The organism is Pantoea sp. EABMAA-21 (assembly GCF_030053335.1).
GTDB lineage: Bacteria > Pseudomonadota > Gammaproteobacteria > Enterobacterales > Enterobacteriaceae > Pantoea > Pantoea communis.
The window spans coordinates 44,594-67,637 of the sequence record NZ_JASGBX010000015.1 but is presented as its reverse complement, the minus strand read 5'-3'; the positions used below and the strand labels follow the sequence as shown (position 1 = coordinate 67,637).

The following is a 23,044-nucleotide window of genomic DNA, read 5'->3' as shown; positions in this document are numbered from 1 at the left end:
TTGTTTCAGCCTCAAAAGCTCTCAATTGCGTTCAGCGCACTGTTTTTCACACTATCAGCTCAGGCAGGTAAACTCTCAATTGTGATTGATGACTTCGGTTATCGTCCGGTTGAAGAGAATAAAGTGCTGCAAATGCCCGCTGCGATTTCGGTCGCTGTATTGCCGAATGCACCTCATGCTCGTGAGATGGCGACAAAAGCACATCAGGGTGGTCATGAGGTGTTGATTCACTTGCCAATGGCACCGCTCAGTAAGCAGCCGCTGGAAAAAGATACCTTAACCCCAGAGATGAGCAGCGAAGAGATCGCACGCATTGTTCGGGATGCCTCGGGTAAAGTGCCCTTCGCTGTGGGGCTGAACAACCATATGGGCAGCAAAATGACCTCCAGCCTGCCTGGCATGCAGAAAGTGATGCAGGTGCTAAATCAGTACAATTACTACTTTCTCGATAGCATGACGATTGGCAATAGCCAGTCTATTCCAGCGGCACAAGGTACGCATGTTAAGGTGCTGAAACGCCGGGTATTCCTTGACGATAGTCAGAATGAGGCATCGATTCGCGAACAGTTTACCCGTGCCGTAAAACTGGCACAGCGCGATGGTTATGCCATTGCGATTGGCCATCCGCACCCAACCACCGTCCGTGTGCTGCAACAGATGCTGCTATCACTGCCTGGCGATATTACGCTGGTCCGCCCAAGTCAGTTGCTGAATGAGCCTGTGCATCAGGGTAAAGCTCCGACGACAACCGATAAATCTCCAGCGCCGAAATTCCGTGCTCCGGGGGTGTGTAAGGTCAGTAAACCACTGCCGCCAGTGCCGCAAAGTCGAGCCGTTGAAATAGTGATTGAAAATGTGGCAGGTAGTAAGTTAATCAATCAGTTAGGTTTACTTTTTTAACGCAATCATCAACGTTTTTGAAAATTAGCGTTAGCCCCATTCGGGACTAGCGTTTTTTTCGTTATCATTACGAAATTAATTCCCGCGACTGATGTCAAATTTGCCAGGTTCTTAGGGTGAAATGGAATAATGAAAAAGCTTTGGAAAATAAACGTAATCAATAACGTACTCAGTTTACATGCCAGACTGAGCCAGATTGACAAAAACAAGACACCGCTAAGCTCAAATCATGAGTTTAAGCGCATTGTTATTTTCTCAACGACCGCATTAGGAGATCTCCTTTTTAATACTCCTGCGATCAAAGCCATAAAGCATCGCTATCCAGAGGCCAGGCTCATGCTGGTATCCAGTGATAAAAACCGTGATCTCGTTGAGAAAAGTCAATGGTTTGATGAAATAGTCATCTGGGATAATAAAATAGTTCATTCCCATCGTGTAATCAGGAGAATGAGAAAATTCAAACCTGATATGACTGTGCTACTGCATTCAACATTGGGCTATGACATTCTCTGCGCACGCCTGTCTGGCTCAAAATACATTATTAGAGATAATTTCAGAAGTGACAATACCGTCTTTAATCACTGGATAGATCATTATTCATCGGCAACAGATGTTCATATTATTCAGCGCAAACTCGACCTGATTAGTATTCTTGGATGCAATACAACAGATATCAGAATGCAATTTCCCATTGCAATTCACTCTGTAGAACGTGAAAACTATCGACCTGTAATTGGCTTTCAAATGGGGGCGTCCGGGAAAAACCGTTGCTGGCCAGTTGAACATTTTTCTGAACTAGCAGAGCGTATTTTAGAAAATAACAAAGATGCAAAAATAGTATTGACTGGTGCCACCCAGGATAAAAACATTGAAAAATCATTCTTTGATTTATTAAAAAATAAATACCATTCAAGGGTTCACTCTTATATTGGTAAGACTCGCCTACCTGAACTCTTACAGATAATTAAAAACCTTGATGTGTTGATCACAGGTGACACTGGACCACTACATATTGCTATCACGGCAGAAACGCCGACAGTGAGTCTTTATGTCAGTGCTAATCCCAGACATACAGGACCTTATCAGGATTTACACATCCATCAGACTATCAGAATTGAACCTGAATCTAATGATGATCCGCATTACCCATTAAGAAAAATAAGCGTTGATCAGGTTTATAACGTGATGATGAAAAATATTTCAGTCTAAAATTACACTACCAGATAGCAAGCGATCTGGTAGTGGTTTTTATCTAGGCCTTACGGGATGACAAAACTATCGCTAATGGCAACCAGAATAATACCCATGTTTCTCCTGGTCCACCAATCACAAACATCCCCTGAGTAACAAAAAACATCAAAGAGAAGAGATAAATTGAGGCTTCTAACCCCATGTCTTGATGATACTTTCTATACGCATGATACAAGCCAACCAGGATGAGTGATGCCATAAATAGCACACCCACCACACCGCCTTTTAAGAAGGCCGATACATAAATACTGTGTGTGGTTATAACATGTTGGCCAATACTGTTTACAAATGTCAGCTGCTTATCAAACCCCCAACCGAAATAGGGATGAATCATTGCATCTGAAATGGCATGATTCCAGATTCCAAATCTGATAAAACTCTGCGCATAAGAGGAAACAATGCGCGCATAAAAATCACTGCCATAATCGGTAAAGTAGAAGAATAATAAAATAGTAGCGATTGAAATCATGATATACAAAACATGTTTAAGGTGAACATGTTTATATTTAGCAAGTAAGACAGCTAAAGAAACCATTAAAGCCAATAATGGACCTCGACTTTGCGTCAAGATCAAGCCAATAAAGAGCAACGATGCAGGTATGTAAATCCAGTGTCGGCCTGACTCACGGGCAATAATCAGTGCACTTAAAATACCAAGAGCAAAATATCCACCGAGATCAATGACATTTTTTGGCGCGGCAAAAAAACCGTTTTCAAGTCTATTAGTCAGTAGCGTGCTTTTGTCTACCAACATAAATGTCAAAACAAGGACAATAAAACACCCGGAAAAAATGCATCCATAAACCTTCAGCAAACCATAACGCTTAATACAGTAATCAAACATACAAACGAAAAAAAGAAGATAAACGGTATGCTTCAGAGTTGAAATTATATTCTCTGGAACACTTGTCCATAAGTTCGTAATACTGTAATAAATGAGGAATAGTGCAATAACGCCTATTGACCTCCAGGGATATGGCTCGGGAAGACTAAGCTTTTTTCGCTGGAAAAACAAAAATATCATCATCGTTGTAATCGACAGATGAAATAAATTATTTACTTTTCCAACACCTGTAAATATGGTCATTAAAAATAAAAATGCCATAAAAGAAATAGATGCAATAAATTCTAAACTTTCAGTTTTTTTTAAAAATGACATCTGGCGTCGCCTTCTCGAAAATTTCCTCTGTCAGTCCACTATTCATAGACAAATTGTAAACCTTTATCCCTGCATGATTAAGCTCGATGCTGGCATTCAAGAATGCGGGCTTTATAACTTGAGTAAAGTTTTCCCCTAAAAAGCTTTTCTGCTTATTATTTTCATTTTCATAAAATCGTGGGGATGAAAAATTATTCATATCAACCCCTGCTAACAGTATACGATTTGAACTGAGCCATACGGCTATTTGCAACGCCCAATAGGCCACTGTACCCGCATCAAAAATACCTTGTCTGATATCCCATGAAAAACCTGATAATGGATCAGTTGGATAGACTGATAATCCTTTATTATCATTGAAATTCAAAGCATACTCAGCAGGTACTACTGATTTTCGAAATATCTTATAACTCAGATCTTCAATAATAGCCAAACGACACTTTATCTTATCGACTCCAATGCAATTCAACATATCATTGAGGCAATGAACTGTTGTAAAGAGCGTCAACTCAGGGTCGCCCAGTACTTTTCCGACAATATCAAAACGATTCTCAACAAAACCGCGATCGACAATAACATAATATGAAAATACGACTTTATCTCGTAGGTGATAAGCGCCATTAACACCAATAAATGTCGTTTCTGAAAGTAATTCAAAATCAAGATCATTCACTGACGGGCCAGTTGCCAGTATCGTCATATCATTGGTAACGGTTTTACGTAATGAATCTAATGCTTCAATTTTTATTTCATTTTTTCGCCAGACTAGCCGTTCAATATGGTCTTCTGCTCCACGTTGAATTCTGATATGAGGCCAAAAATTTTCATTGTGCCGATAAGCTCGTTCATGGGTATAACGATAGATTTGTTTAAATATTGATCCCATTCAAAGCAATTCCCGCAATTTTTCCATTACGCTCACGGCGGATATAGCCTGCATTCTGCCACCTGCACCGCGTAGCTCATGCTGATTCTTCCCATATCCCCCAATCAGCCCCGGATCGGTTGGACCAAACAGCGTGATGTTCGGGCGGTCCAGCGCGGCGGTCAGGTGACTCAAACCCGTGTCGACCGAAACGACAGCGCGTGCCCCCGCCAATTGCTGTGCCACTTGCTCCAGCGCTAATTTTGGCAGCACCTCAACATGGTCAAAACCTTCCGCCATTCTTAATGCACGTTGATGCTCATGTTCAGCACCCCACGGCAGTTTCACCCGCAGACCCGTCGGCTGTACCAATTCAATCAGTTCGCGCCAGTGTGATTCAGGCCAATGCTTGTTATCACGGGTGGTGGCGTGTAGAAACACTAAATATTGATGCGCATCCTCGGGCAACGCGGAGAGGAAATGACCGGCAATCGCATAATCCCCCTGAGTGTCCGGTTTCGCATAACCCAGGCTTTTAGCAAACAGTTCGCGCGTGCGTTCTACCGCATGCTGCTGTTTATTAATTTCATGGCGTTTGTCATACCACCAGCTGGCAAAGGGTTCCCGCGCACTGCGGCTGTCTTGTCCATGCTTTACACCTTTAGCCAGTCGCGTCACCAGCGCGGCGCTTTTGATCAACCCCTGGGCATCAATCACCACATCATACTGGCGCGATTGCAGGTCTCGCTTAAACAGAACGCGCTCTTCACGCTGCTGGCTACCAAACCAATGTTTACGCCAGCGACGAATCGCCACCGGCAGCACTTTATCTACTGCCGGATGCCAGCTGGGGATCTGTGCAAAATTTTCTTCGACGACCCAGTCAAAACGGATGCCAGGAATGGCCTGCATCGCATCAGTGAGCGCCGGTAACGTGTGCAGCACGTCCCCCATTGAGGAGGTTTTTACAATCAAAACGTGCATGGCTACTCCTGCACCGGATGCAGCAGCGTGCTAAGTTCCTGATGAACTCGAGCAGGCTGAATATCAATGAGACTTTGGTGATAACCCTCTTCGGCATCACCTTTACGTACTTTGTGATAGCCAGAGATCAAACGAATTACGCGTGCCTGATGAGAGAGCGGCGGAGTGAAATCCGGGCTACTTGGGCCATATAAGGCGACCAAAGGACGATTCAGTGCGGCGGCAATGTGCATCAACCCGGAATCATTACTGACGATAGCCGCGCAATGTGCAATTAAGATAACCGCTTGTTCTAATTGCGTATCGCCGGCCAGATTTTTGCAGTGCGCTCGTGCTGATTCCGATAACGTCTGAACAATAGTGTCACCGGTTTCGCGATCTTTTGCGGAACCGAACAACACCACCTGGTACCCTTCGGCAATCAGTTGCTCGGCAAGCGCCGCGTAATGGTAGTGCGGCCAGCGCTTGGCTGGGCCAAATTCAGCGCCAGGGCAGAACCCTATAGCAGGACGATCGGCCGACAAAGAAAATTGCGCTGCTGTCATGCGCTTTTCATCTTCATCGACACGCAACTGCGGCCACAGTAAGGGCTGCGGCAACTGTTGTGCGGAGGCGATGGGTTTGTCGTAGCCCAGTGCAACATAGCGCTCCACCATCAGCGGAAACGCGGCTTTATCCAGCACACGCACATCGTTCAACACGCCATAGCGCATCTCACCACGCCAGCCGACACGACGCTTAATACCTGCAAAGAACGGCACCAGCGCTGATTTGAACGAATTTGGCAGCACATAAGCACGGTCATAATTGCTGACCTGAAGGGATTTGCCCAAACGCCGCCTTTCACCCAGTGCCAAAGCGCCATGGCCCAGTGGCATCGCCAGCGCCTGATTGACTTCCGGCATCCGTGACAGCAGTGGCCGGCACCAGGCCGGCGCCATCACATCAATGACCGCATCCGGGTGCTCAGCCTTGAGCGTGCGATAGAGACTTTGCGACATCATCATATCGCCGACCCAGGAAGGGCCAATGACCAGAATTTTCATCGCTGGTGCCGGTTTCCTTATGCTTTACGATTGAGCCAGGTCATGTATTCACCCACGCCCTGAGCAACGGTTTTAAATGGCTTGTCATAACCCGCTGCGCGCAGATTGGTCAGGTCCGCCTGAGTGAATGCCTGATAGCGGCCTTTCAGTTTCTCAGGGAACGGGATGTATTCAATCTGGCCTTGCTGATGGAACTTCAGTACTGCATCGGCGACTTCCTGGAAGGATTCTGCACGGCCAGTACCACAGTTGTAGATGCCAGATACCCCGTTTTCCCAGCACCACAGGTTTACTGCAACGACATCGTCAACATGGATGAAATCGCGGCGGAAGTCGTCGCTACCTTCAAACAGTTTTGGATTTTCACCGTTGCTGATCTGCGTGTTGAGGTGGAATGCCACGCTCGCCATACCGCCTTTGTGACCCTCGCGAGGGCCGTAGACGTTGAAGTAGCGGAAGCCACACACCGGAGAATCGGCTTCTGGCAGAATCTGACGCACGTAATGGTCGAACAGCATTTTTGAGTAGCCATAAACGTTTAACGGCTGCTCGTACTGGCGCTCTTCAATAAAGTTTTCATTACGCCCACCGTAGGTGGCTGCGGATGAGGCGTACAGGAAAGGAATTTCACGTTCCAGGCAGAAATGCAGCAAGTCTTTGGAGTACTGATAGTTGTTATCCATCATGTACTTGCCGTCCCACTCGGTGGTCGCCGAGCAGGCACCTTCGTGGAACACCGCTTCGATTGGACCCAGATCTTCGCCGGACATGATGTAAGAGAGGAACTCTTCTTTGTCCATGTAATCCGCGATATCCAGATCTGCGAGGTTCACGAATTTGGTGCCATCTTTCAGATTATCCACCACCAGAATATCGGTAAGACCGCGATCGTTCAGCGCTTTAACAATGTTGCTGCCAATCATGCCAGCGCCACCGGTTACGATAATCATATGCTTTGCCTTTAAAGAGTTGGGGTGAAACAGGAGGTTTCACGCACGAATGCCTAACATCATAACATTTCAGCCCGAGACAGGCAGCCAGATGACTCCGTAACCGCTGCACAATTTGCATCCATCGCGTGAACTATGCTGCAAAACAAAGATTTCTCTGGCGGAAATGTCGGCACGATGCATCCTGATCAGTAATATGTTCCAAAATTTTGCTATCTGAGGAGCAGAATCATGTCCAGTCAGTTTTATTCGCAAATCCGTCAACAGCTTGTGACAACACGTAGCGATGGATTGTTCAAACAAGAACGTACCATCACGTCGGCGCAGCAGGCTGAGATCCATGTCGCTAATAGCCCTCCGGTGATTAACTTCTGCGCCAACAACTATCTCGGTCTGGCGAATCACCCCGCGCTTATTCAGGCCGCCAAAGAAGGCATGGATTCCCACGGCTTCGGCATGGCATCCGTGCGCTTTATCTGCGGCACGCAAGATATTCATCAGCAGTTGGAACAAAAGCTGGCGGCCTTTCTCGGCATGGAAGATGCCATCCTGTTTTCCTCTTGCTTCGATGCCAATGGCGGTCTGTTTGAAACGTTGCTCAGTGCGGAAGATGCCATCATCTCTGATGCACTCAATCATGCCTCAATTATCGATGGCGTACGCCTGTGTAAAGCCCAGCGCTATCGGTATGCCAACAACAATATGTCTGAGTTACGTGCTCGGTTAGAGGAAGCGCGTGATAAAGGTGCACGCCATATTCTGATCGCCACAGACGGTGTGTTCTCGATGGATGGCGTGATTGCCAATCTGCAAGGCATTTGCGATTTGGCCGACGAATTTGACGCATTGGTGATGGTTGATGATTCCCACGCAGTCGGTTTTGTCGGAGCGGCTGGACGTGGCACCCATGAATACTGCGGCGTAATGGATCGCGTAGATATCCTGACTGGCACATTAGGCAAAGCGCTAGGTGGTGCTTCAGGTGGCTATGTGGCTGCGAAAAAAGAGGTGGTTGAATGGCTACGCCAGCGTTCACGCCCTTACCTATTTTCCAACTCCCTGGCACCTGCCATCGTCGCCGCCTCGCTGCGGGTGTTAGACCTGCTCAGTGAAGGCGATGGGTTACGCCAGCGCCTTTGGGATAACGCCCGATTCTTCCGCGAGAAGATGACCGCAGCCGGCTTTACGCTGGCGGGTGCTGACCACGCCATCATCCCGGTGATGCTTGGCGATGCAAAAGTGGCTCAGCAGTTTGCCAGCCTGCTGCAAAAAGAGGGTATCTATGTCACCGGCTTCTTTTACCCGGTGGTGCCGCAGGGTCAGGCGCGCATTCGCACTCAGATATCTGCAGGCCATACGCAGGCACAGTTGGAACATGCCGTTGCCGCCTTTACGCGCATTGGTCAACAGTTGGGCGTGATTGCAGGAGCCGCAAAATGAAAGCACTAGCCAAGTTAAGAGCTGAAGAAGGCATCTGGATGGTGAAAGATGCGCCGATTCCGGAACCTGGTCACAACGACCTGCTGATTAAAATTCGTAAAACTGCAATTTGCGGCACCGATGTTCACATTTACAACTGGGATGATTGGTCGCGTAAAACCATTCCCGTTCCGATGATCACTGGCCATGAATATGTCGGCGAAGTCGTCGGTATGGGCGAAGAGGTAAGAGGCTTTACCCTTGGCGATCGTGTGTCCGGCGAAGGTCATATCACCTGCGGTCACTGCCGAAATTGCCGCGCCGGTCGCACTCACTTGTGCCGCAATACCGTGGGTGTCGGCGTCAATCGTCAGGGCTGTTTCGCCGAGTATCTGGTCATCCCTGCATTTAACGCTTTCAAGATTCCCGACAATATCTCTGACGAGCTGGCAGCGATTTTCGATCCCTTTGGCAACGCCGTGCATACCGCGCTCTCGTTTGATCTGGTCGGCGAGGACGTGCTGATCTCTGGTGCTGGTCCTATTGGTATTATGGCTGCAGCGGTGTGCAAACATGTGGGCGCACGCAATGTGGTCATCACCGATATCAATGAATATCGCCTTGGCCTGGCACGCCAGATGGGCGTGACACGCGCCGTAAATGTAGCGCAGGAAAATCTGCGCGATGTGATGGCTGAGCTGGGTATGACCGAAGGTTTCGATGTCGGGCTGGAGATGTCTGGCGCGCCTCCCGCATTTCGCACCCTGCTGGAGGTGATGAACCATGGCGGGCGAATCGCCCTACTGGGCATTCCGCCGGGCGAGATGGCGATCGATTGGAATCTGGTGATCTTCAAAGGACTGTTCATCAAAGGCATCTATGGCCGCGAGATGTTTGAAACCTGGTACAAAATGGCAGCGTTGATTCAATCCGGCCTCGATTTAACGCCCATTATCACACATCGCTACCACATCGATGAATTCCAGCAGGGATTTGACGAGATGCGATCCGGGCGTTCAGGAAAAGTGGTATTGAGCTGGGATTAAGGATTCACAGGGAGGCTTTTGGGCCTCCCATGGCTTCACTTAATCAGCGCCAGATATTGCTGACAGATTGCCGCCGTATCAAATTCGGCAAAGGCATCCGCTGCTAACAACGGCGGGTGCTGATAAATGTCACACATTGCTGTTGCCAGCGATTCAGGATTGAGATCTGCCAGGCCGCGCGCTAAATCACCTTGCAACAGCCACATCGGGCCACCCGGACAACGCGTACTGACAACAGGCGTGCCACACAATATGGCTTCGATCAGCACATTACCAAAACCCTCGCTATCCGAACTGACAATCAGCATTGCCGCCCGGCTGATCCATGCATAAGGATTTTGTGTAAAGCCCTGGAAAATAACACGATTGGCAATCCCTAACGCTTGTGCCTGGGCTTCTAAAGCGGCTTTACGCTGTGCCGGTCCCTGCCCCAATAACACCAACGGCAACTGAATATTGCTTAATGCGTAAGCCTTTAACAGGCGGTCATGCCGTTTGGTTTCGTGGAAGCGCCCGATATGCACCAGAAAACCAGACTCAGGCACTTCGGCGGGCTCTGCTGCCAACTGCCGAATCAGTGCAATATCGAACGGATTGCCAATTACCGCTTCGCCTGTGAGCTTCACAGCAAAGGCCTCTTTCAAATCCTCCAGCACGGCGGGTGAAACGCCGACTACGTTACGCCCCTGATAAACCTGCTGGATTTTACGCGCCTTTAACCAGCGTGATAATCCGGTGCGATGCCCAAGATAGGAGGCTGAAAACACGCCATGCAGGCAGAACCAGATTTTCTTCGCATCCAGCGCGCGACTTCGACGCACGATACGGTCGGTTTTGTGCAGATGAGACACCACAAGATCAAATTCACCTGCCGTTTTCTCCGCCTGTTGTACTGCTTCGTCCAGCAAACGGGCTCGACGACTCAGCTCGGTGAGTTTGCGCCAGGGTCGACGATTGGTGTCCAGAATGACCTGATAATCCACTCCCTGCGGCAAGGGGTACTCGCACACTTGTCGCAGGGAAAACAGTGATACACGGTGCCCCTGTGCCAGCATACCGGTGACCAGCGTCAGAACCACTTTTTCAGCGCCGCCGCCCGGCAATCCATCTATCACCATGAGTATGCGTTTTGACAAAATATTCTACCTGTCTGAATGAAATAACATGTGATTGCCTGCAGTCCTGGCCAGGATAGTAGCGCAGATCCTTCGTGCTTTTCGCCTGTTTCCTGCCCGGGCAAATAGTTTTGCGTCACTGAATGGCTCAGCGTAACATTGCGATTTTATTGGCTTCAGGCGGCGAACATGACCCGGCACGCGTTCCTTATTACCATTGACACTGAAGGCGACAACCTTTGGCGCAATCACCGTTCAATCACCACCGAAAATACCGGCTATCTGCCACGTTTTCAGGACCTGTGCGAGCGTTATGGTTTTAAACCCACCTGGCTGACCAACTATGAAATGGCGATGGATCCTGCTTTCGTGGAATTCGGCAAAGATGTCATCGCGCGCAAACAAGGTGAGATTGGCATGCATCTGCATGCATGGAACAGTCCGCCAGAAGCGCCACTCACCGATGATGACTGGCGTTGGCAGCCTTTCCTGGTCGAATACCCGGATACCGTGCTGCGCGATAAAGTCGTTTATATGACTGATCTGTTGGAAGAAAAGTTCCAGACGAAAATGCTGAGCCATCGTGCAGGGCGCTGGGCATTTGATGAACGCTATGCCGCCATTCTCACCGAACTAGGCTATCAGGTGGATTGTTCCGTTACCCCGCGCGTGAACTGGTCCTTCACACGCGGCGCACCACAGGGTAAAGGCGGCACAAACTATACAGATTTTCCGTTCAAACCTTATTTCATCGATCCGCAGGATATCTCACGCAGCGGCAACTCTTCACTGCTCGAAATTCCTATGAGTATTCAATACAAATACTCGCCTTTGATGAATACCTTCAAACAGAGTCTGTATCGACTGCGCGGCAAGCAAAAAAGCCCTGCTGTACATTGGTTGCGTCCATCTGGCGGTAATCTTGCGGATATGCAACGTGTGGTCGAAATGTCGCTGGCAGAAGGGAACAATTACACGGAATTTATGCTGCACAGCTCTGAGTTCATGCCAGACGGCAGCCCAACGTTTAAAAACGAACGCGATATCGAACAGCTTTATGAGGATCTAGAGGCGCTCTTCAGTTGGTTAGCGCCCCGTTTCGTTGGCCAGACTCTGTCGGAATATCACGACAGTTTTAAGCTACAGCAGTAGTTTTAAGCTACAGCAGTCCGTACGTTAAGTTTCTGCCATGCCTGCCAGACCGTTTCCGGTGAGATATCACGACATTCTCCGGAATCGGTCTGCATAATCTGGTACTCACCCGACCATGGATGCCACAACGTCGCATTGGTATCGCCAAAGAACACCACCTGCTTTTTATGCAGCCCGGCGGCAAGATGCATCTGCCCCCCATCGCTACACAAAATTTGCTCGCAGCAATCAAAGCCTGCGATGACTTCTCGCACCGATGCGGTGGGATAGCGCGCTACGCGTGATGAATTGACCAACGCCATCAACTCATCAGCACGGGCCGCATCGCCTTTGTCGTGAGGATCCAGCGTGCCCTGCGGTGACCAAAACACCAGAACACGCGCCTGCTCATCTTCCAGCAGCTTATTGATAAAAGCCGCATAACTGGCTATCGGCCAGCGACGCTTAGGACTGCGACTGCTGATGTGCACACCATAGACCCTTCCTGCTGAAGCAAAGCTTTGTGCAACCCGCGCTTTCGCGGTTTCACGTTCTGCATCGGCGAGATAAAGATTCACAGATGGCACTTCAGGCAGGCTGTCAGTCAACGCAGAGAGATAAGAAAAGGTATGTTCGACCTGATGGCTGCCTTGAAAATCGCTTTTACGGAACGGATGATCCAGCTGAACGTCGGGCAAAGCAGCGCCAATAATATTGTGCGCGCCGGCCATTTTCGCCAGGCGTAAGCTGTATTTGCACGGCACCGGATTAGCCAAAATCGTGGCATCAAAACGCGTTTTACGCAGTGCCAACATGATTTTTACGCGCTGCCAGTAAACACCGAGCGTGGTTTCGTTCTTGCTGCGATGTTTAGCTTTTTTGTAAACGTAAAGGCGATCAACGTGAGGATTATGGCTTACCACATCCTGAGCGATCTTATTAACCAGCAGGGTGATTTTTGCGTCAGGAAAAGTGCGTTTCAAACCTTCCAGCAAGGGAGTGGTACACACCATATCGCCAATGTTATCGCGTCGGATAACAAGGATGTTTTTCATACTGATGCCCAGGGTAAAAAGGATTGATGCCAAACATTCCGGCCAGAACCGTTCCTAAAAGCGCAAAAATGCCAGCGAGCTAACTACTTTTGACCATTAATGTCCAAAAAGTTCTGAATTTCTTAGCAATAATTAACGTTATAAAATCGTAAATAATTCATAAAACCATAAATAACAATGTCGCTTGATAATCCCGCACTTTCCATCATTACACCCATGTTCAACGCTGGCGCGATGTTCGAGACGTTTATGCAGTCTCTACTGGCGCAGTCGCTGACAGATCTCGAGATCATCATTGTCGATGATGGTTCCACCGATGGTTCAGGCGAACGAGCTGAGGCTTATACGCATCAATATTCTCAGGTGCGGGTTATTCACCAGGCTAATGGTGGCGTCTCACGGGCACGCAATGCCGGATTAGCCGTCGCAAAAGGCAAGTACGTCACATTCCCGGATGCAGACGACACCATGAGCCCAACCATGTATCAAATACTGGTTGAGATGGCCGAGCGAGACGATCTCGATGCCGCGCAGTGTAATGCGGAGTGGTTTTTCAAAGCCAGCCAGACGACCAAACCGTTGATTCCTCTGGATCGCTTAACCAGCACCGATGTATTGAGCGGCCCAGAATGGCTGAACACCGCACTGCAGACGCATCGATACATGCACGTGGTATGGCTGGGTATTTATCGCCGTGAACTGATTGAACAAAACAATCTCACTTTCGAACCGGGGTTACATCATCAGGATATTCCCTGGACCACAGAGTTCATGTTCAACGCCAGACGCGTGCGCTACACCGATCAAATGCTCTACCGCTACTACCTGCACGATGCCTCCATCAGCAACCGCAAACGCACCGGTCAACGAAATGTCGAGTATCAACGCCATTACCTGAAAATCGCGCAGATGCTGGAAGAGATCAATGCACGCTATCGCGATAAAGTTAAAATCTATCCCGCATTCCATTATCAAATTACGCGTGAAGCGCTCAGCGTCTGCCATTCCATTCGCCGTGAACCGGAAGAGAGCGCACGGCAGGCGATGATTGCAGATCTGTTTGCCACGCAAACCCATAAACGTATGCTGCGGAATGCACGCGGCGCGCGGCAGTGGTATCAACTGCTGTTATGGCTGAGTCGGATTTATCGCTGGCGTAACAAATAAGCGTCGCGGCTGGCTTTCGCCCTATAGGGGTTTGCCCTACAATCAGCTCACTGAAATTTGAGATCATTTGAGTATGGCAAGCCCGATTCCAGTCCAATTTGCACCGAAAAATATTCTGCTGATCAAGCTGCGCCATCACGGCGATATGCTGCTGACCACGCCCGCTATCAATGCGCTGCGCCAGCGCTATCCAAACGCCAACATCGACGTCCTGTTGTATAAAGAGACGCGGCCGATGCTGGAAGCACACCCCGCTATTCGCCAGTTGCACATTATTGACCGCAACTGGAAAAAAGAGGGCGGCTGGCAGAAGTTCCGCCATGAGATGGCGCTGCTTTCAGCTGTACGTGCCTGCCATTATGACGTGGTCATTAACCTCGCCGATCAATGGCGCAGCGCGATTATCACACGTTTTTCAGCTGCGCCGGTGCGCATTGGTTTTGCCTACGCCAAACGTGATCACGCTCTGTGGCGTTGGTGCCATAACTATCTGGTTTCGACAAAAACACATAATCAATTGCACACCGTCGAGCAGAATATGGCGGCGCTTGAACCGCTAGGTATCAGCGCAGAAGGTGCAAAAGCCTCAATGCACTTTAGTGCGGCAGATAAACAGAAAGTGCAGGATGCATTGGTTCAGCAAAAGGTCAGCGGGCCGTTTATCGTGTTACAGCCAACATCGCGTTGGGTATTCAAATGCTGGGAAGATGAAAAGGTCGCGCAGCTGATTGATACGCTCGCCGCTGATGGCCATACCCTGGTTCTTACCGCTGCCCCAGACCAGAAAGAGCAAGCAATGATTGCCCACATTCAGTCGCTGTGCCACAGCCAGAATGTGGTTTCACTTGCCGGGCAGCTTTCATTGCCGCAACTGGCAGCCTTGATTGATGCCGCACAACTGTTTATTGGGGTGGATTCTGCCCCCATGCACATGGCCGCCGCACTCAACACGCCCTGTCTCGCGCTGTTTGGCCCCACCAAACTGCAACACTGGCGTCCGTGGGGTGAAAACAATCGCGTGATCTGGGCCGGTGATTATGCACCGCTGCCTTCGCCAGACGACATCGATACCAAAACAGAACAGCGCTATCTCTCAGCCATTCCGGTGGATGATGTGGTGGCCGCCGCCAGGAGTTTTTTGCATGACTAAGTTACGCCTGGCGATTGTCCGGCAGAAATATCGTCCGGATGGCGGTGCCGAGCGTTTCATCTCGCGGGCGCTGGAAGCACTGGACAGCGAGCAGCTCGATCTGAATATCATCACACGCAGCTGGCAGGGCACACCCAATCCAGCCTGGCATCTGCACATCTGCAATCCCGCCAAATTTGGACGCGTATCGCGCGAACGCGGTTTTGCCCACGCGGCACGTGCATGTTGGGAACGTGAGAAGTTCGATATCGTGCAGAGCCACGAACGCATTGCGGGCTGCGATATTTTCCGCGCCGGTGATGGCGTGCATCGCGTATGGCTGGAACAGCGTGCGCGCATCGTCTCACCCTGGCAGCGCTTGAGCGCCAGCCTGAGTCCTTACCATCGTTATGTTCTGCAGGCTGAAGCAGAGATGTTCAATGCAGCATCACTGAAAGCGGTGATCTGTAACTCAGAGATGGTGAAGCAAGATATTTTGCGTCATTTCACGCTAGATGCCAGCAAAATCCATGTCATTCACAACGCCATCGATAGCCAACGTTTCCAGCCAGCAACTGAAGCTCAGCGCTACGCCATACGCCAGCAGTTGACGCTGCCACAGGATGCCACGGTGATGATCTACGTGGGTTCAGGCTTTGAGCGCAAAGGCTTGAAAGCCGCCATTGAAGCACTCGCCCACAGCGATCGCTATCTGGTTGTGGTTGGCCAGGACAAACAACTTTCACGCTATCAGCAGCTGGCTAACCAGCTTAATTGCCTTGATCGCTTGCGCTTTGTTGGCGTGCAGCAGGATGTGCAGCCCTATTATCACGCCGCTGACGCCTTACTGTTGCCCACGCTTTATGATCCTTTTCCGAATGTGGTGCTTGAAGCGATGGCCTGCGGTTTGGCCGTGATTACCAGCACCGGCTGTGGCGGCGCAGAATTTATTCAAGCCGGTCAGGAAGGCTTCGTTTGTGATGCATTAGATATCAAGGCATTAAATGACGCCATTGTCGCCACACCTGCACTTTCGCAGAATTCTGCCATGGGTGAAGCCGCACGCCGCAGAATCGAACCTTTTGGTCCACAGCGGCTGGCGCAGTCCCTGACTTCACTCTATCAGCAGGTGCTGAAGACCAGCTGACGAAGTGGTATGAGCAGGCGGTCAGTTTCTGATAACATGCCGCCTTTCATGTGTTTTTTGACGCGAATCTGTCGTAACGATAACTATGACAACTCTATACACAGCCCTGCTCTATTTAATACAGCCACTGATCTGGCTGCGCCTGTGGCTGCGCGGTCGAAAAGCACCGGCCTATCGTAAACGCTGGTCAGAACGCTACGGCTACTGTGTGGGAAAAGTTGAACCGCACGGCATTGTGCTGCATTCGGTTTCTGTGGGTGAAACACTGGCCGCCGTGCCGCTGGTACGCGCATTGCGCCATCGCTATCCTACTCTGCCGATCACCGTGACTACCATGACGCCAACCGGTTCCGAACGCGCTCAGTCCGCGTTTGGTAAAGATGTGCATCATGTCTATCTGCCCTATGATTTGCCCGGTTCGATTAACCGTTTCCTTGATACCGTTGAACCTCGTCTGGTGATCATCATGGAGACCGAGTTGTGGCCGAACATCATCCGTATTCTGCACCAGCGCCAAATTCCGCTGGTCATTGCCAATGCCCGTCTGTCAGAGCGCTCGGCCAAAGGCTATAAAAAGCTCGGTGGCTTTATGCGCGATTTGCTGCAGCGTATTACGCTGATTGCGGCGCAGAACAACGAGGATGCTGAGCGTTTCCTGAGCCTGGGCCTCAAGCGTACGCATCTCGCCGTCACCGGTAGCCTGAAATTTGATATCTCTGTAACGCCGGAATTGGCGGCCCGTGCGGTCACGTTGCGCCGTCAATGGGCATCGCGCCGCCCGGTGTGGATCGCCACCAGTACACATGAGGGTGAAGAGACCATCATCCTTGATGCGCATCGTCGCCTGTTGCAGCAATTTCCCGATCTGTTGCTGATTCTGGTGCCACGCCATCCTGAACGTTTCAAAGATGCCTGCGAGCTGACGCAAAAGCGCGGTTTCAGTTTCACTCTGCGCAGCAGCGGTGAAATTCCGTCTGGTGCAACGCAGGTGGTGATTGGCGACACCATGGGTGAATTGATGCTGCTTTACGGCATTGCGGATATCGCCTTTGTCGGCGGCAGTCTGGTAGAACGCGGTGGTCATAATCCGCTGGAACCCGCTGCGCATGCCATTCCAGTGCTGATGGGTCCGCATATCTGGAACTTCAAAGATATCTGCGCCAAATTGCAGCAGGCTGAAGGCCTGATCACCGTCACGGACGTGGTTTCGCTGGAGAAACAGGTGGCCAATCTGCTGCAGGATGATGATTACCGCCGCTATTACGGCCGCCACGCAGTCGAAGTGCTGCATCAAAATCAGGGCGCATTGCAGCGTCTGCTACAGTTACTCGAACCACATTTGCCGCCACGAGCTCATTAACGCATGCCACAACGCCAACGTCTTTCCGTGGTGATGATCGCCAAAAACGAAGCTGAATTGCTGCCGGAGGCGCTGGCCTCAGTGAGCTGGGCAGATGAGATTGTGCTGCTGGATTCAGGCAGCCAGGATAACACCGTAGCAGTGGCCCGCGCGCACGGCGCGCAGGTGCATCAGGCTGAAGGCTGGGCGGGCTTCGGCAAGCAGCGCCAGCGTGCACAAGCGCATGCAAGCGGCGATATGATTCTGATGCTGGATGCCGATGAGCGTGTCACGCCCGAGTTACGCCGCGCGATTGAAAACGTACTGGAGCAACCACCCTCTGATACTGTTTATTGCCTGGGACGCAGCAATTTGTTCCTTGGCCGCTTTATGCGCCATAGTGGCTGGTATCCGGATCGCGTGATGCGCCTCTATCCTCGCGTACTCAATTACAATGACAATCTGGTGCACGAATCGCTGGAAACTCAGGGCGCACCGGTGGTGACGTTACCAGGCGATCTCCAGCATCTCACCTGCCGCGATTTGATTGCTTTCCAACGTAAACAGATGAATTATGCCGAAGCCTGGGCGCAAGAACGTTTTCAGCGAGGCAAGCGTTGTGGCATCTTCTCGATTTTCAGCCACACGTTAGGCGCATTCCTTAAGACGTTGCTGCTGCGCGCCGGATTCCTCGACGGCAAGCAGGGCTGGATTCTGGCCGTCGTCAACGCGCAATACACCTTTAACAAATACTCAGCGCTCTGGGCGCTGCATCACACCTCAACACAAGGTCGCGTATGAGCACCAAAGCGATTTATCCCGGCACGTTCGATCCCATCACGTTGGGCCATGTGGATATTGTGACGCGCGCGGCGCAGATGTTTGATCGCATCGTGGTTGCTATTGCCGCCAGCCCCAGCAAAAAGCCGCTGTTTACACTCGATGAGCGCGTGGATTTGGCACGGCAGGCCACTCAGCACTTAGCCAATGTTGAGGTGCTGGGTTTTAGCGATTTGATGGCGAACTTCGCCAAAGCGCAAAATGCCAATGTGCTGGTGCGAGGACTGCGTGCGGTGTCAGATTTCGAATATGAACTGCAGCTGGCACAGATGAACCGTCATTTGCTACCTACACTGGAGAGCGTGTTTCTGATGCCGTCCGAAGGATTCTCATTCGTGTCATCATCGCTGGTGAAGGAAGTGGCGCGTCATAAAGGTGATGTGCAGGCATTTCTGCCTGCCGTGGTGCATCAGGCATTGCTGACAAAACTGGCGCAGCCCTGATTAATGCTGGCAGCGAGGGCACCAGAAGGTGCTGCGCTGGCCATGTTTGCCGCTGACGATTGGCGTACCGCAGGCTCGGCAGGGTTCGCCCGCCCGACCGTACACCTGCAATTCCTGGGCAAAGTAGCCGGGCTTGCCATCGGTTTGCAGAAAATCACGCAGCGTGGTGCCACCCTGCTCAATCGAACGCAGCAATACGGCCTTGATTGTCGCCACCATCAACTCCGCTTCATCACGACTCAAACTCATCGCCGATCGATCGGGTAAGATCCCGGCGGTAAACAGTGATTCACTGGCATAAATGTTGCCCACGCCAACCACCACTTTGTTATCCATCAGCCACTGTTTAATGACCGTGCGCTTTCCACGTGACTTCTCAAACAGATAAGCACCATCGAATTCGCTGCTGAGCGGTTCAGGACCGAGATGTGCCAGTACGCTGCTGCCTTCAAGCTCAGAGGCCCACAGCCATGCACCAAAGCGACGTGGGTCGGTGTAACGCAGCACCTTGCCGTTACTCATCACCAAATCGACGTGGTCGTGCTTAGCCGCGGGTTGCTCACCCGGTAACATGCGTAAACTGCCAGACATGCCGAGGTGAATGATGATCCAGCCGTGGGGTAATTCCAGCAGCAGGTATTTTGCGCGCCGTTGCACGCTCAACACTGGTTGGTCGCTCAGCGCATGAATTTCGTGCGAGACCGGCCAGCGCAGGCGTGAATTACGCACAATCGCATGCAAAATCGTTGCGCCCACCATATGTGGCTCAATACCACGTCGGCTGGTTTCTACCTCTGGTAATTCAGGCATGTCATCTCCTCAACAAATCGCAGAAACAAAAAACCCGGCCGAAGCCGGGTTTTTCGCAAGAACACCAAAATTACTTAATTTTGGCTTCTTTGTAGATCACGTGCTGACGTACAACCGGATCGAACTTTTTCAGTTCCAGTTTCTCTGGTTTAGTACGTTTGTTCTTCGTGGTGGTATAGAAGTGACCTGTACCAGCAGAGGAAACCAGCTTGATCTTCTCACGAATACCTTTAGCCATGATTCAATTCCTTAGTACTTAGTACTTCTCACCACGGGCGCGGATTTCGGTCAGAACCGTATCAATGCCCTTTTTATCAATAACACGCATACCTTTAGCAGATACACGCAGAGTAACGAAGCGCTTTTCGCTCTCAACCCAGAAACGGTGAGAGTGCAGGTTCGGCAGGAAACGGCGTTTCGTCGCGTTCATTGCGTGGGAACGGTTGTTACCCGTTACCGGACGCTTTCCAGTTACCTGGCAGACTCGTGACATTTCTATTCTCCAAAAATCAAATCAGCTCGAGCTTTAAAAACTAGGTTTTGGCCGCCTCGTCAGGCCTTAGCCCGCCCAAGCGAGTTCCATGTGAACCCGCTAAGCTGGCCCAAACGCCAAACCCGAGATTCTCAAAGGTGGCGTAGTATACGCCGCTCAGCCCAAGTGCTCAAGTCCCGAACAAATAAAGATCCCGATGGATCGCGCGAAAATGCATCATTTCTGCGCAATCGGATGGTTATTTTACAGCCAACCGCGCTCAGCGAAGGAGGTATACTCGCCGTGACCGATCACCAAATGATCAAGTAAGCGAATATTCAGCAGCGCGCAAGCCTGCCCGACTTTACCGGTAATATCACGATCGGCGCGACTGGGCTCGGCTATGCCGGAAGGATGATTATGCGCCAAAATCACGGCGGCCGCGTTGAGTTTTAACGCTTCGCGCACAATTTCACGTGGATGCACTTCGACACTGGCAATACTGCCGGTAAACATCTTTTGCGCCTGCAAAACCCGATGCTGATTATCCAGGAATAGCGCCATAAAAACCTCTCGCTCCTGATGCGCCAGCACGCTTTGCAAGTAATGCCTTGTCACCTGTGGATTCTCCATCACATTTTCTCGCGCCAGCTGACTGGCGAAAAAACGTCGCCCCAGTTCAGCCACTGCATGCAGTTGGGTAATTTTGGCCGTGCCTACGCCTTTAATCACGCTCAGTTCTGTTTCATTTGCGGTCATGATGCGATATAGCGAGCCAAACTCGTTAAGCATTTGTCGCGCCAGCGCCATCACCGGAATACCGTGGCTGCCGGTGCGCAAAAAAATCGCTAACAGTTCTGCATCGCTCAATGATTCTGCGCCTGTGATGGCCAGTTTTTCTCGTGGGGCCAGTTCCGTCATGACATTCTCCTTCCTGGGGCAAGGCAATTGTGCGTATTTGCCAGGAGGCATACCAGCAAGCCGGTCGCGATTTCAGAGCCATCTCGCAAAGGGCGCAGGCCGTGAAAAGGCGGTCGATGGATTTTGTGATAAAGTTGCCTGCATCTGCCGCATCACAGCGGCAATCCGTTTTGAGTTGAGGCAAAGAACATGACGGGATTAGCCGGAAAAAAAATTCTGCTCGGCGTCAGCGGCGGTATTGCTGCTTATAAAACACCCGAGTTGGTTCGTCGTCTGCGCGATCGTGGCGCAGAGGTGCGTGTCATGATGACTGATGCAGCGAAAGCCTTTATCACTCCGCTCAGCTTACAAGCCGTTTCCGGATATCCGGTGCTGGATGATTTACTCGACCCTGCCGCTGAAGCCGCTATGGGCCATATCGAGCTGGCGAAATGGGCTGATCTGATTGTACTGGCCCCCGCGACCGCCGATTTGATTGCACGCATCACGGCAGGGATGGCTAACGATTTGGTGACAACCGCCTGCCTCGCCAGCGCAGCACCTCTGGCGATCGTGCCGGCCATGAATCAGCAGATGTACCGTGCGTCTATCACCCAGGAGAATCTTCAGCGTCTGGATCAGCGAGGCGTTCTGATTTGGGGGCCGGACAGCGGCAGCCAGGCCTGCGGCGATGTAGGTCCCGGCCGCATGCTTGATCCGCTGGCAATTGTCGCTCATGCGCTGGAGTGGGCCGCGCCCGTCAACGATCTGCAACATCTCAACATTATGATCACCGCGGGCCCAACCCGTGAGGCGCTGGACCCGGTTCGTTACATTAGCAATCACAGCTCCGGTAAAATGGGATTCGCCATTGCCGCCGCCGCCGCAAAACGTGGCGCAACGGTGACACTGGTGGCGGGCCCGGTCACACTGCCTACGCCCGCTGGCGTCACGCGCGTTGATGTGGGGAGTGCACTGGAAATGGAAGCGGCGGTGATGGCGCAAATCAGCCAACAACATATTTTCATTGCCAGCGCTGCCGTGGCAGACTACCGGGCGGCAAACATTGCCGCAGAGAAAATCAAAAAACAGGGTGGCGATGATGACGTCACGCTGCAGTTGGTGAAGAACCCGGATATTGTCGCAGGCGTAGCGGCATTACAGAAACATCGCCCTTATGTGGTGGGATTTGCTGCCGAAACCCAGAATGTGGAAGAATACGCGCGGCAAAAACGGGTGCGAAAAAATCTGGATCTGATCTGCGCGAACGATGTGGCGCAGGCAGGACAGGGATTCAATAGCGACACCAATGCTCTTCACCTTTTTTGGCAGGAAGGAGAAAAAGTCTTACCGCTCAGTGATAAGACGCTCCTTGGCCAACAATTAATAGACGAGATTGTCAGCCGTTATGATGAAAAAAATCGACGTTAAAGTTCTGGATGCGCGCGTGGGTAACGAATTCCCACTGCCAACTTATGCCACCTCGGGTTCTGCGGGTCTCGATCTGCGTGCTTGCCTTGATGGTGCACTGGAGATCTCCCCAGGCATGACCACGCTGGTGCCAACTGGTCTGGCGATTCACATTGCTGACCCTGCGCTGGCCGCTGTGATTTTGCCCCGCTCAGGTCTGGGCCATAAGCATGGAATCGTGCTGGGCAACCTGGTGGGCTTAATCGACTCCGATTATCAGGGCCAACTGATGGTCTCCGTCTGGAACCGTGGTCAGGATAGCTTTACGCTGCAGCCTGGCGACCGTTTGGCACAACTGGTCTTTGTTCCGGTGGTACAAGCCGAATTCAACCTGGTGGAAGATTTTGACACCAGCGATCGCGGCGCCGGCGGTTTTGGCCACTCTGGTCGTCAGTAACACGCGACA

The 23,044-nt window shown here is 51.0% G+C and carries 24 protein-coding genes; 13 read left to right on the top strand and 11 right to left on the bottom strand.

The features are described 5' to 3' along the window. Both QMZ65_RS19775 and QMZ65_RS19770 read left to right on the top strand, forming a co-directional pair. Positions 1 to 900, top strand: coding sequence for a divergent polysaccharide deacetylase family protein (locus QMZ65_RS19775; protein ID WP_283216552.1), 900 nt, complete (start codon positions 1 to 3; stop codon positions 898 to 900). A 129-nt stretch (positions 901 to 1,029) separates the two neighbouring features. After that, positions 1,030 to 2,109, top strand: a complete 1,080-nt coding sequence (locus QMZ65_RS19770) for a glycosyltransferase family 9 protein (RefSeq protein WP_058960120.1) — start codon at positions 1,030 to 1,032, stop codon at positions 2,107 to 2,109. 43 nt (positions 2,110 to 2,152) lie between these two features. Here QMZ65_RS19770 and QMZ65_RS19765 read toward each other — a convergent pair whose 3' ends face one another. From QMZ65_RS19765 to rfaD, 5 genes are read right to left on the bottom strand one after another with little or no spacing between them, the layout of a single operon-like run. Then, on the bottom strand, positions 2,153 to 3,310 hold the full coding sequence (locus QMZ65_RS19765; protein ID WP_283216541.1) for an O-antigen ligase family protein: 1,158 nt from the start codon (positions 3,308 to 3,310) through the stop codon (positions 2,153 to 2,155). Continuing rightward, positions 3,288 to 4,196, bottom strand: coding sequence for a WaaZ-like lipopolysaccharide core biosynthesis protein (locus QMZ65_RS19760; protein ID WP_097119667.1), 909 nt, complete (start codon positions 4,194 to 4,196; stop codon positions 3,288 to 3,290). Before QMZ65_RS19760 ends, QMZ65_RS19765 begins: the two co-directional genes overlap by 23 nt. Beyond that, entirely contained in the window at positions 4,197 to 5,159 is a 963-nt protein-coding gene (gene rfaC / locus QMZ65_RS19755) for a lipopolysaccharide heptosyltransferase RfaC (protein WP_283216540.1), read from the bottom strand. A 2-nt stretch (positions 5,160 to 5,161) separates the two neighbouring features. Continuing rightward, complete coding sequence (gene rfaF / locus QMZ65_RS19750) at positions 5,162 to 6,205, bottom strand: ADP-heptose--LPS heptosyltransferase RfaF (RefSeq protein WP_097119665.1); 1,044 nt, start codon at positions 6,203 to 6,205, stop codon at positions 5,162 to 5,164. Between the two features lie 17 nt (positions 6,206 to 6,222). After that, on the bottom strand, positions 6,223 to 7,155 hold the full coding sequence (gene rfaD / locus QMZ65_RS19745; protein ID WP_045815712.1) for an ADP-glyceromanno-heptose 6-epimerase: 933 nt from the start codon (positions 7,153 to 7,155) through the stop codon (positions 6,223 to 6,225). A 231-nt stretch (positions 7,156 to 7,386) separates the two neighbouring features. On the opposite strand from rfaD, the gene QMZ65_RS19740 reads away from it, so the two are divergent. Further along, positions 7,387 to 8,595: a glycine C-acetyltransferase gene (locus QMZ65_RS19740; protein WP_160834190.1), complete on the top strand. Its 1,209-nt coding sequence runs from the start codon at positions 7,387 to 7,389 to the stop codon at positions 8,593 to 8,595. Then, complete coding sequence (tdh, locus tag QMZ65_RS19735; protein ID WP_283216539.1) at positions 8,592 to 9,620, top strand: L-threonine 3-dehydrogenase; 1,029 nt, start codon at positions 8,592 to 8,594, stop codon at positions 9,618 to 9,620. Before QMZ65_RS19740 ends, tdh begins: the two co-directional genes overlap by 4 nt. A 35-nt stretch (positions 9,621 to 9,655) precedes the next feature. Here the strand turns inward: tdh and QMZ65_RS19730 are convergent, their stop codons facing one another. Further along, on the bottom strand, positions 9,656 to 10,738 hold the full coding sequence (locus QMZ65_RS19730; protein WP_283216551.1) for a glycosyltransferase: 1,083 nt from the start codon (positions 10,736 to 10,738) through the stop codon (positions 9,656 to 9,658). A gap of 186 nt (positions 10,739 to 10,924) precedes the next feature. On the opposite strand from QMZ65_RS19730, the gene QMZ65_RS19725 reads away from it, so the two are divergent. Further along, positions 10,925 to 11,887: a polysaccharide deacetylase family protein gene (locus tag QMZ65_RS19725; protein WP_097119661.1), complete on the top strand. Its 963-nt coding sequence runs from the start codon at positions 10,925 to 10,927 to the stop codon at positions 11,885 to 11,887. Positions 11,888 to 11,889: 2 nt separating this feature from the next. Here the strand turns inward: QMZ65_RS19725 and QMZ65_RS19720 are convergent, their stop codons facing one another. Next, a complete protein-coding gene (locus QMZ65_RS19720) occupies positions 11,890 to 12,921 on the bottom strand; it encodes a glycosyltransferase family 9 protein (RefSeq protein ID WP_283216538.1) in 1,032 nt (343 codons plus the stop codon). A 177-nt stretch (positions 12,922 to 13,098) separates the two neighbouring features. Here QMZ65_RS19720 and QMZ65_RS19715 point away from each other — a divergent pair, with 177 nt between their 5' ends. From QMZ65_RS19715 to coaD, 6 genes are all read left to right on the top strand, one after another. Then, the gene (locus tag QMZ65_RS19715) at positions 13,099 to 14,088 is read left to right on the top strand and encodes a glycosyltransferase (protein ID WP_283216537.1); all 990 of its coding nucleotides are present in this window, start codon (positions 13,099 to 13,101) and stop codon (positions 14,086 to 14,088) included. 73 nt (positions 14,089 to 14,161) lie between these two features. Then, complete coding sequence (gene rfaQ / locus QMZ65_RS19710; protein ID WP_283216536.1) at positions 14,162 to 15,238, top strand: putative lipopolysaccharide heptosyltransferase III; 1,077 nt, start codon at positions 14,162 to 14,164, stop codon at positions 15,236 to 15,238. Beyond that, a complete protein-coding gene (locus QMZ65_RS19705) occupies positions 15,231 to 16,364 on the top strand; it encodes a glycosyltransferase family 4 protein (RefSeq protein ID WP_097119658.1) in 1,134 nt (377 codons plus the stop codon). Before rfaQ ends, QMZ65_RS19705 begins: the two co-directional genes overlap by 8 nt. 85 nt (positions 16,365 to 16,449) lie before the next feature. Further along, positions 16,450 to 17,724 (top strand): lipid IV(A) 3-deoxy-D-manno-octulosonic acid transferase, encoded by a 1,275-nt coding sequence (waaA, locus tag QMZ65_RS19700; RefSeq protein WP_097119657.1) that lies wholly within the window; start codon positions 16,450 to 16,452, stop codon positions 17,722 to 17,724. Between the two features lie 3 nt (positions 17,725 to 17,727). After that, positions 17,728 to 18,504 (top strand): glycosyltransferase family 2 protein, encoded by a 777-nt coding sequence (locus QMZ65_RS19695; protein ID WP_097119656.1) that lies wholly within the window; start codon positions 17,728 to 17,730, stop codon positions 18,502 to 18,504. After that, positions 18,501 to 18,986 carry a pantetheine-phosphate adenylyltransferase gene (coaD, locus tag QMZ65_RS19690; RefSeq protein WP_097119655.1) on the top strand — a complete coding sequence of 162 codons (486 nt, stop codon included), beginning with the start codon at positions 18,501 to 18,503 and terminating at the stop codon, positions 18,984 to 18,986. Before QMZ65_RS19695 ends, coaD begins: the two co-directional genes overlap by 4 nt. Here coaD and mutM read toward each other — a convergent pair whose 3' ends face one another. From mutM to radC, 4 genes are all read right to left on the bottom strand, one after another. Further along, on the bottom strand, positions 18,987 to 19,796 hold the full coding sequence (mutM, locus tag QMZ65_RS19685) for a bifunctional DNA-formamidopyrimidine glycosylase/DNA-(apurinic or apyrimidinic site) lyase (protein ID WP_034823825.1): 810 nt from the start codon (positions 19,794 to 19,796) through the stop codon (positions 18,987 to 18,989). A 70-nt stretch (positions 19,797 to 19,866) separates the two neighbouring features. Then, positions 19,867 to 20,034 carry a 50S ribosomal protein L33 gene (rpmG, locus tag QMZ65_RS19680; RefSeq protein ID WP_001051798.1) on the bottom strand — a complete coding sequence of 56 codons (168 nt, stop codon included), beginning with the start codon at positions 20,032 to 20,034 and terminating at the stop codon, positions 19,867 to 19,869. 18 nt (positions 20,035 to 20,052) lie between these two features. Further along, positions 20,053 to 20,289 (bottom strand): 50S ribosomal protein L28, encoded by a 237-nt coding sequence (rpmB, locus tag QMZ65_RS19675; protein WP_007885297.1) that lies wholly within the window; start codon positions 20,287 to 20,289, stop codon positions 20,053 to 20,055. Positions 20,290 to 20,532: 243 nt separating this feature from the next. Next, on the bottom strand, positions 20,533 to 21,189 hold the full coding sequence (gene radC, locus QMZ65_RS19670; RefSeq protein WP_160834194.1) for a RadC family protein: 657 nt from the start codon (positions 21,187 to 21,189) through the stop codon (positions 20,533 to 20,535). A 189-nt stretch (positions 21,190 to 21,378) separates the two neighbouring features. On the opposite strand from radC, the gene coaBC reads away from it, so the two are divergent. After that, positions 21,379 to 22,599: a bifunctional phosphopantothenoylcysteine decarboxylase/phosphopantothenate--cysteine ligase CoaBC gene (coaBC, locus tag QMZ65_RS19665; protein WP_283216535.1), complete on the top strand. Its 1,221-nt coding sequence runs from the start codon at positions 21,379 to 21,381 to the stop codon at positions 22,597 to 22,599. Beyond that, on the top strand, positions 22,577 to 23,035 hold the full coding sequence (dut, locus tag QMZ65_RS19660) for a dUTP diphosphatase (RefSeq protein WP_283216534.1): 459 nt from the start codon (positions 22,577 to 22,579) through the stop codon (positions 23,033 to 23,035). Before coaBC ends, dut begins: the two co-directional genes overlap by 23 nt. The last annotated feature ends 9 nt before the right edge of the window (positions 23,036 to 23,044 follow it).

What these genes read in the sequence shown, in the direction of transcription:
- mutM (WP_034823825.1), bottom strand. Translation starts at nt 19,796, where the DNA reads ATGCCTGAATTACCAGAGGTAGAAACCAGCCGACGTGGTATTGAGCCA.
- rpmG (WP_001051798.1), bottom strand. Translation starts at nt 20,034, where the DNA reads ATGGCTAAAGGTATTCGTGAGAAGATCAAGCTGGTTTCCTCTGCTGGT.
- QMZ65_RS19695 (WP_097119656.1), top strand. Translation starts at nt 17,728, where the DNA reads ATGCCACAACGCCAACGTCTTTCCGTGGTGATGATCGCCAAAAACGAA.
- QMZ65_RS19705 (WP_097119658.1), top strand. Translation starts at nt 15,231, where the DNA reads ATGACTAAGTTACGCCTGGCGATTGTCCGGCAGAAATATCGTCCGGAT.
- QMZ65_RS19765 (WP_283216541.1), bottom strand. Translation starts at nt 3,310, where the DNA reads ATGTCATTTTTAAAAAAAACTGAAAGTTTAGAATTTATTGCATCTATT.
- coaD (WP_097119655.1), top strand. Translation starts at nt 18,501, where the DNA reads ATGAGCACCAAAGCGATTTATCCCGGCACGTTCGATCCCATCACGTTG.
- waaA (WP_097119657.1), top strand. Translation starts at nt 16,450, where the DNA reads ATGACAACTCTATACACAGCCCTGCTCTATTTAATACAGCCACTGATC.
- QMZ65_RS19730 (WP_283216551.1), bottom strand. Translation starts at nt 10,738, where the DNA reads ATGGTGATAGATGGATTGCCGGGCGGCGGCGCTGAAAAAGTGGTTCTG.
- QMZ65_RS19720 (WP_283216538.1), bottom strand. Translation starts at nt 12,921, where the DNA reads ATGAAAAACATCCTTGTTATCCGACGCGATAACATTGGCGATATGGTG.
- QMZ65_RS19740 (WP_160834190.1), top strand. Translation starts at nt 7,387, where the DNA reads ATGTCCAGTCAGTTTTATTCGCAAATCCGTCAACAGCTTGTGACAACA.
- QMZ65_RS19760 (WP_097119667.1), bottom strand. Translation starts at nt 4,196, where the DNA reads ATGGGATCAATATTTAAACAAATCTATCGTTATACCCATGAACGAGCT.
- rfaQ (WP_283216536.1), top strand. Translation starts at nt 14,162, where the DNA reads ATGGCAAGCCCGATTCCAGTCCAATTTGCACCGAAAAATATTCTGCTG.
- QMZ65_RS19715 (WP_283216537.1), top strand. Translation starts at nt 13,099, where the DNA reads ATGTCGCTTGATAATCCCGCACTTTCCATCATTACACCCATGTTCAAC.
- QMZ65_RS19770 (WP_058960120.1), top strand. Translation starts at nt 1,030, where the DNA reads ATGAAAAAGCTTTGGAAAATAAACGTAATCAATAACGTACTCAGTTTA.
- rpmB (WP_007885297.1), bottom strand. Translation starts at nt 20,289, where the DNA reads ATGTCACGAGTCTGCCAGGTAACTGGAAAGCGTCCGGTAACGGGTAAC.
- radC (WP_160834194.1), bottom strand. Translation starts at nt 21,189, where the DNA reads ATGACGGAACTGGCCCCACGAGAAAAACTGGCCATCACAGGCGCAGAA.
- tdh (WP_283216539.1), top strand. Translation starts at nt 8,592, where the DNA reads ATGAAAGCACTAGCCAAGTTAAGAGCTGAAGAAGGCATCTGGATGGTG.
- coaBC (WP_283216535.1), top strand. Translation starts at nt 21,379, where the DNA reads ATGACGGGATTAGCCGGAAAAAAAATTCTGCTCGGCGTCAGCGGCGGT.
- rfaC (WP_283216540.1), bottom strand. Translation starts at nt 5,159, where the DNA reads ATGCACGTTTTGATTGTAAAAACCTCCTCAATGGGGGACGTGCTGCAC.
- rfaF (WP_097119665.1), bottom strand. Translation starts at nt 6,205, where the DNA reads ATGAAAATTCTGGTCATTGGCCCTTCCTGGGTCGGCGATATGATGATG.
- QMZ65_RS19725 (WP_097119661.1), top strand. Translation starts at nt 10,925, where the DNA reads ATGACCCGGCACGCGTTCCTTATTACCATTGACACTGAAGGCGACAAC.
- rfaD (WP_045815712.1), bottom strand. Translation starts at nt 7,155, where the DNA reads ATGATTATCGTAACCGGTGGCGCTGGCATGATTGGCAGCAACATTGTT.
- dut (WP_283216534.1), top strand. Translation starts at nt 22,577, where the DNA reads ATGATGAAAAAAATCGACGTTAAAGTTCTGGATGCGCGCGTGGGTAAC.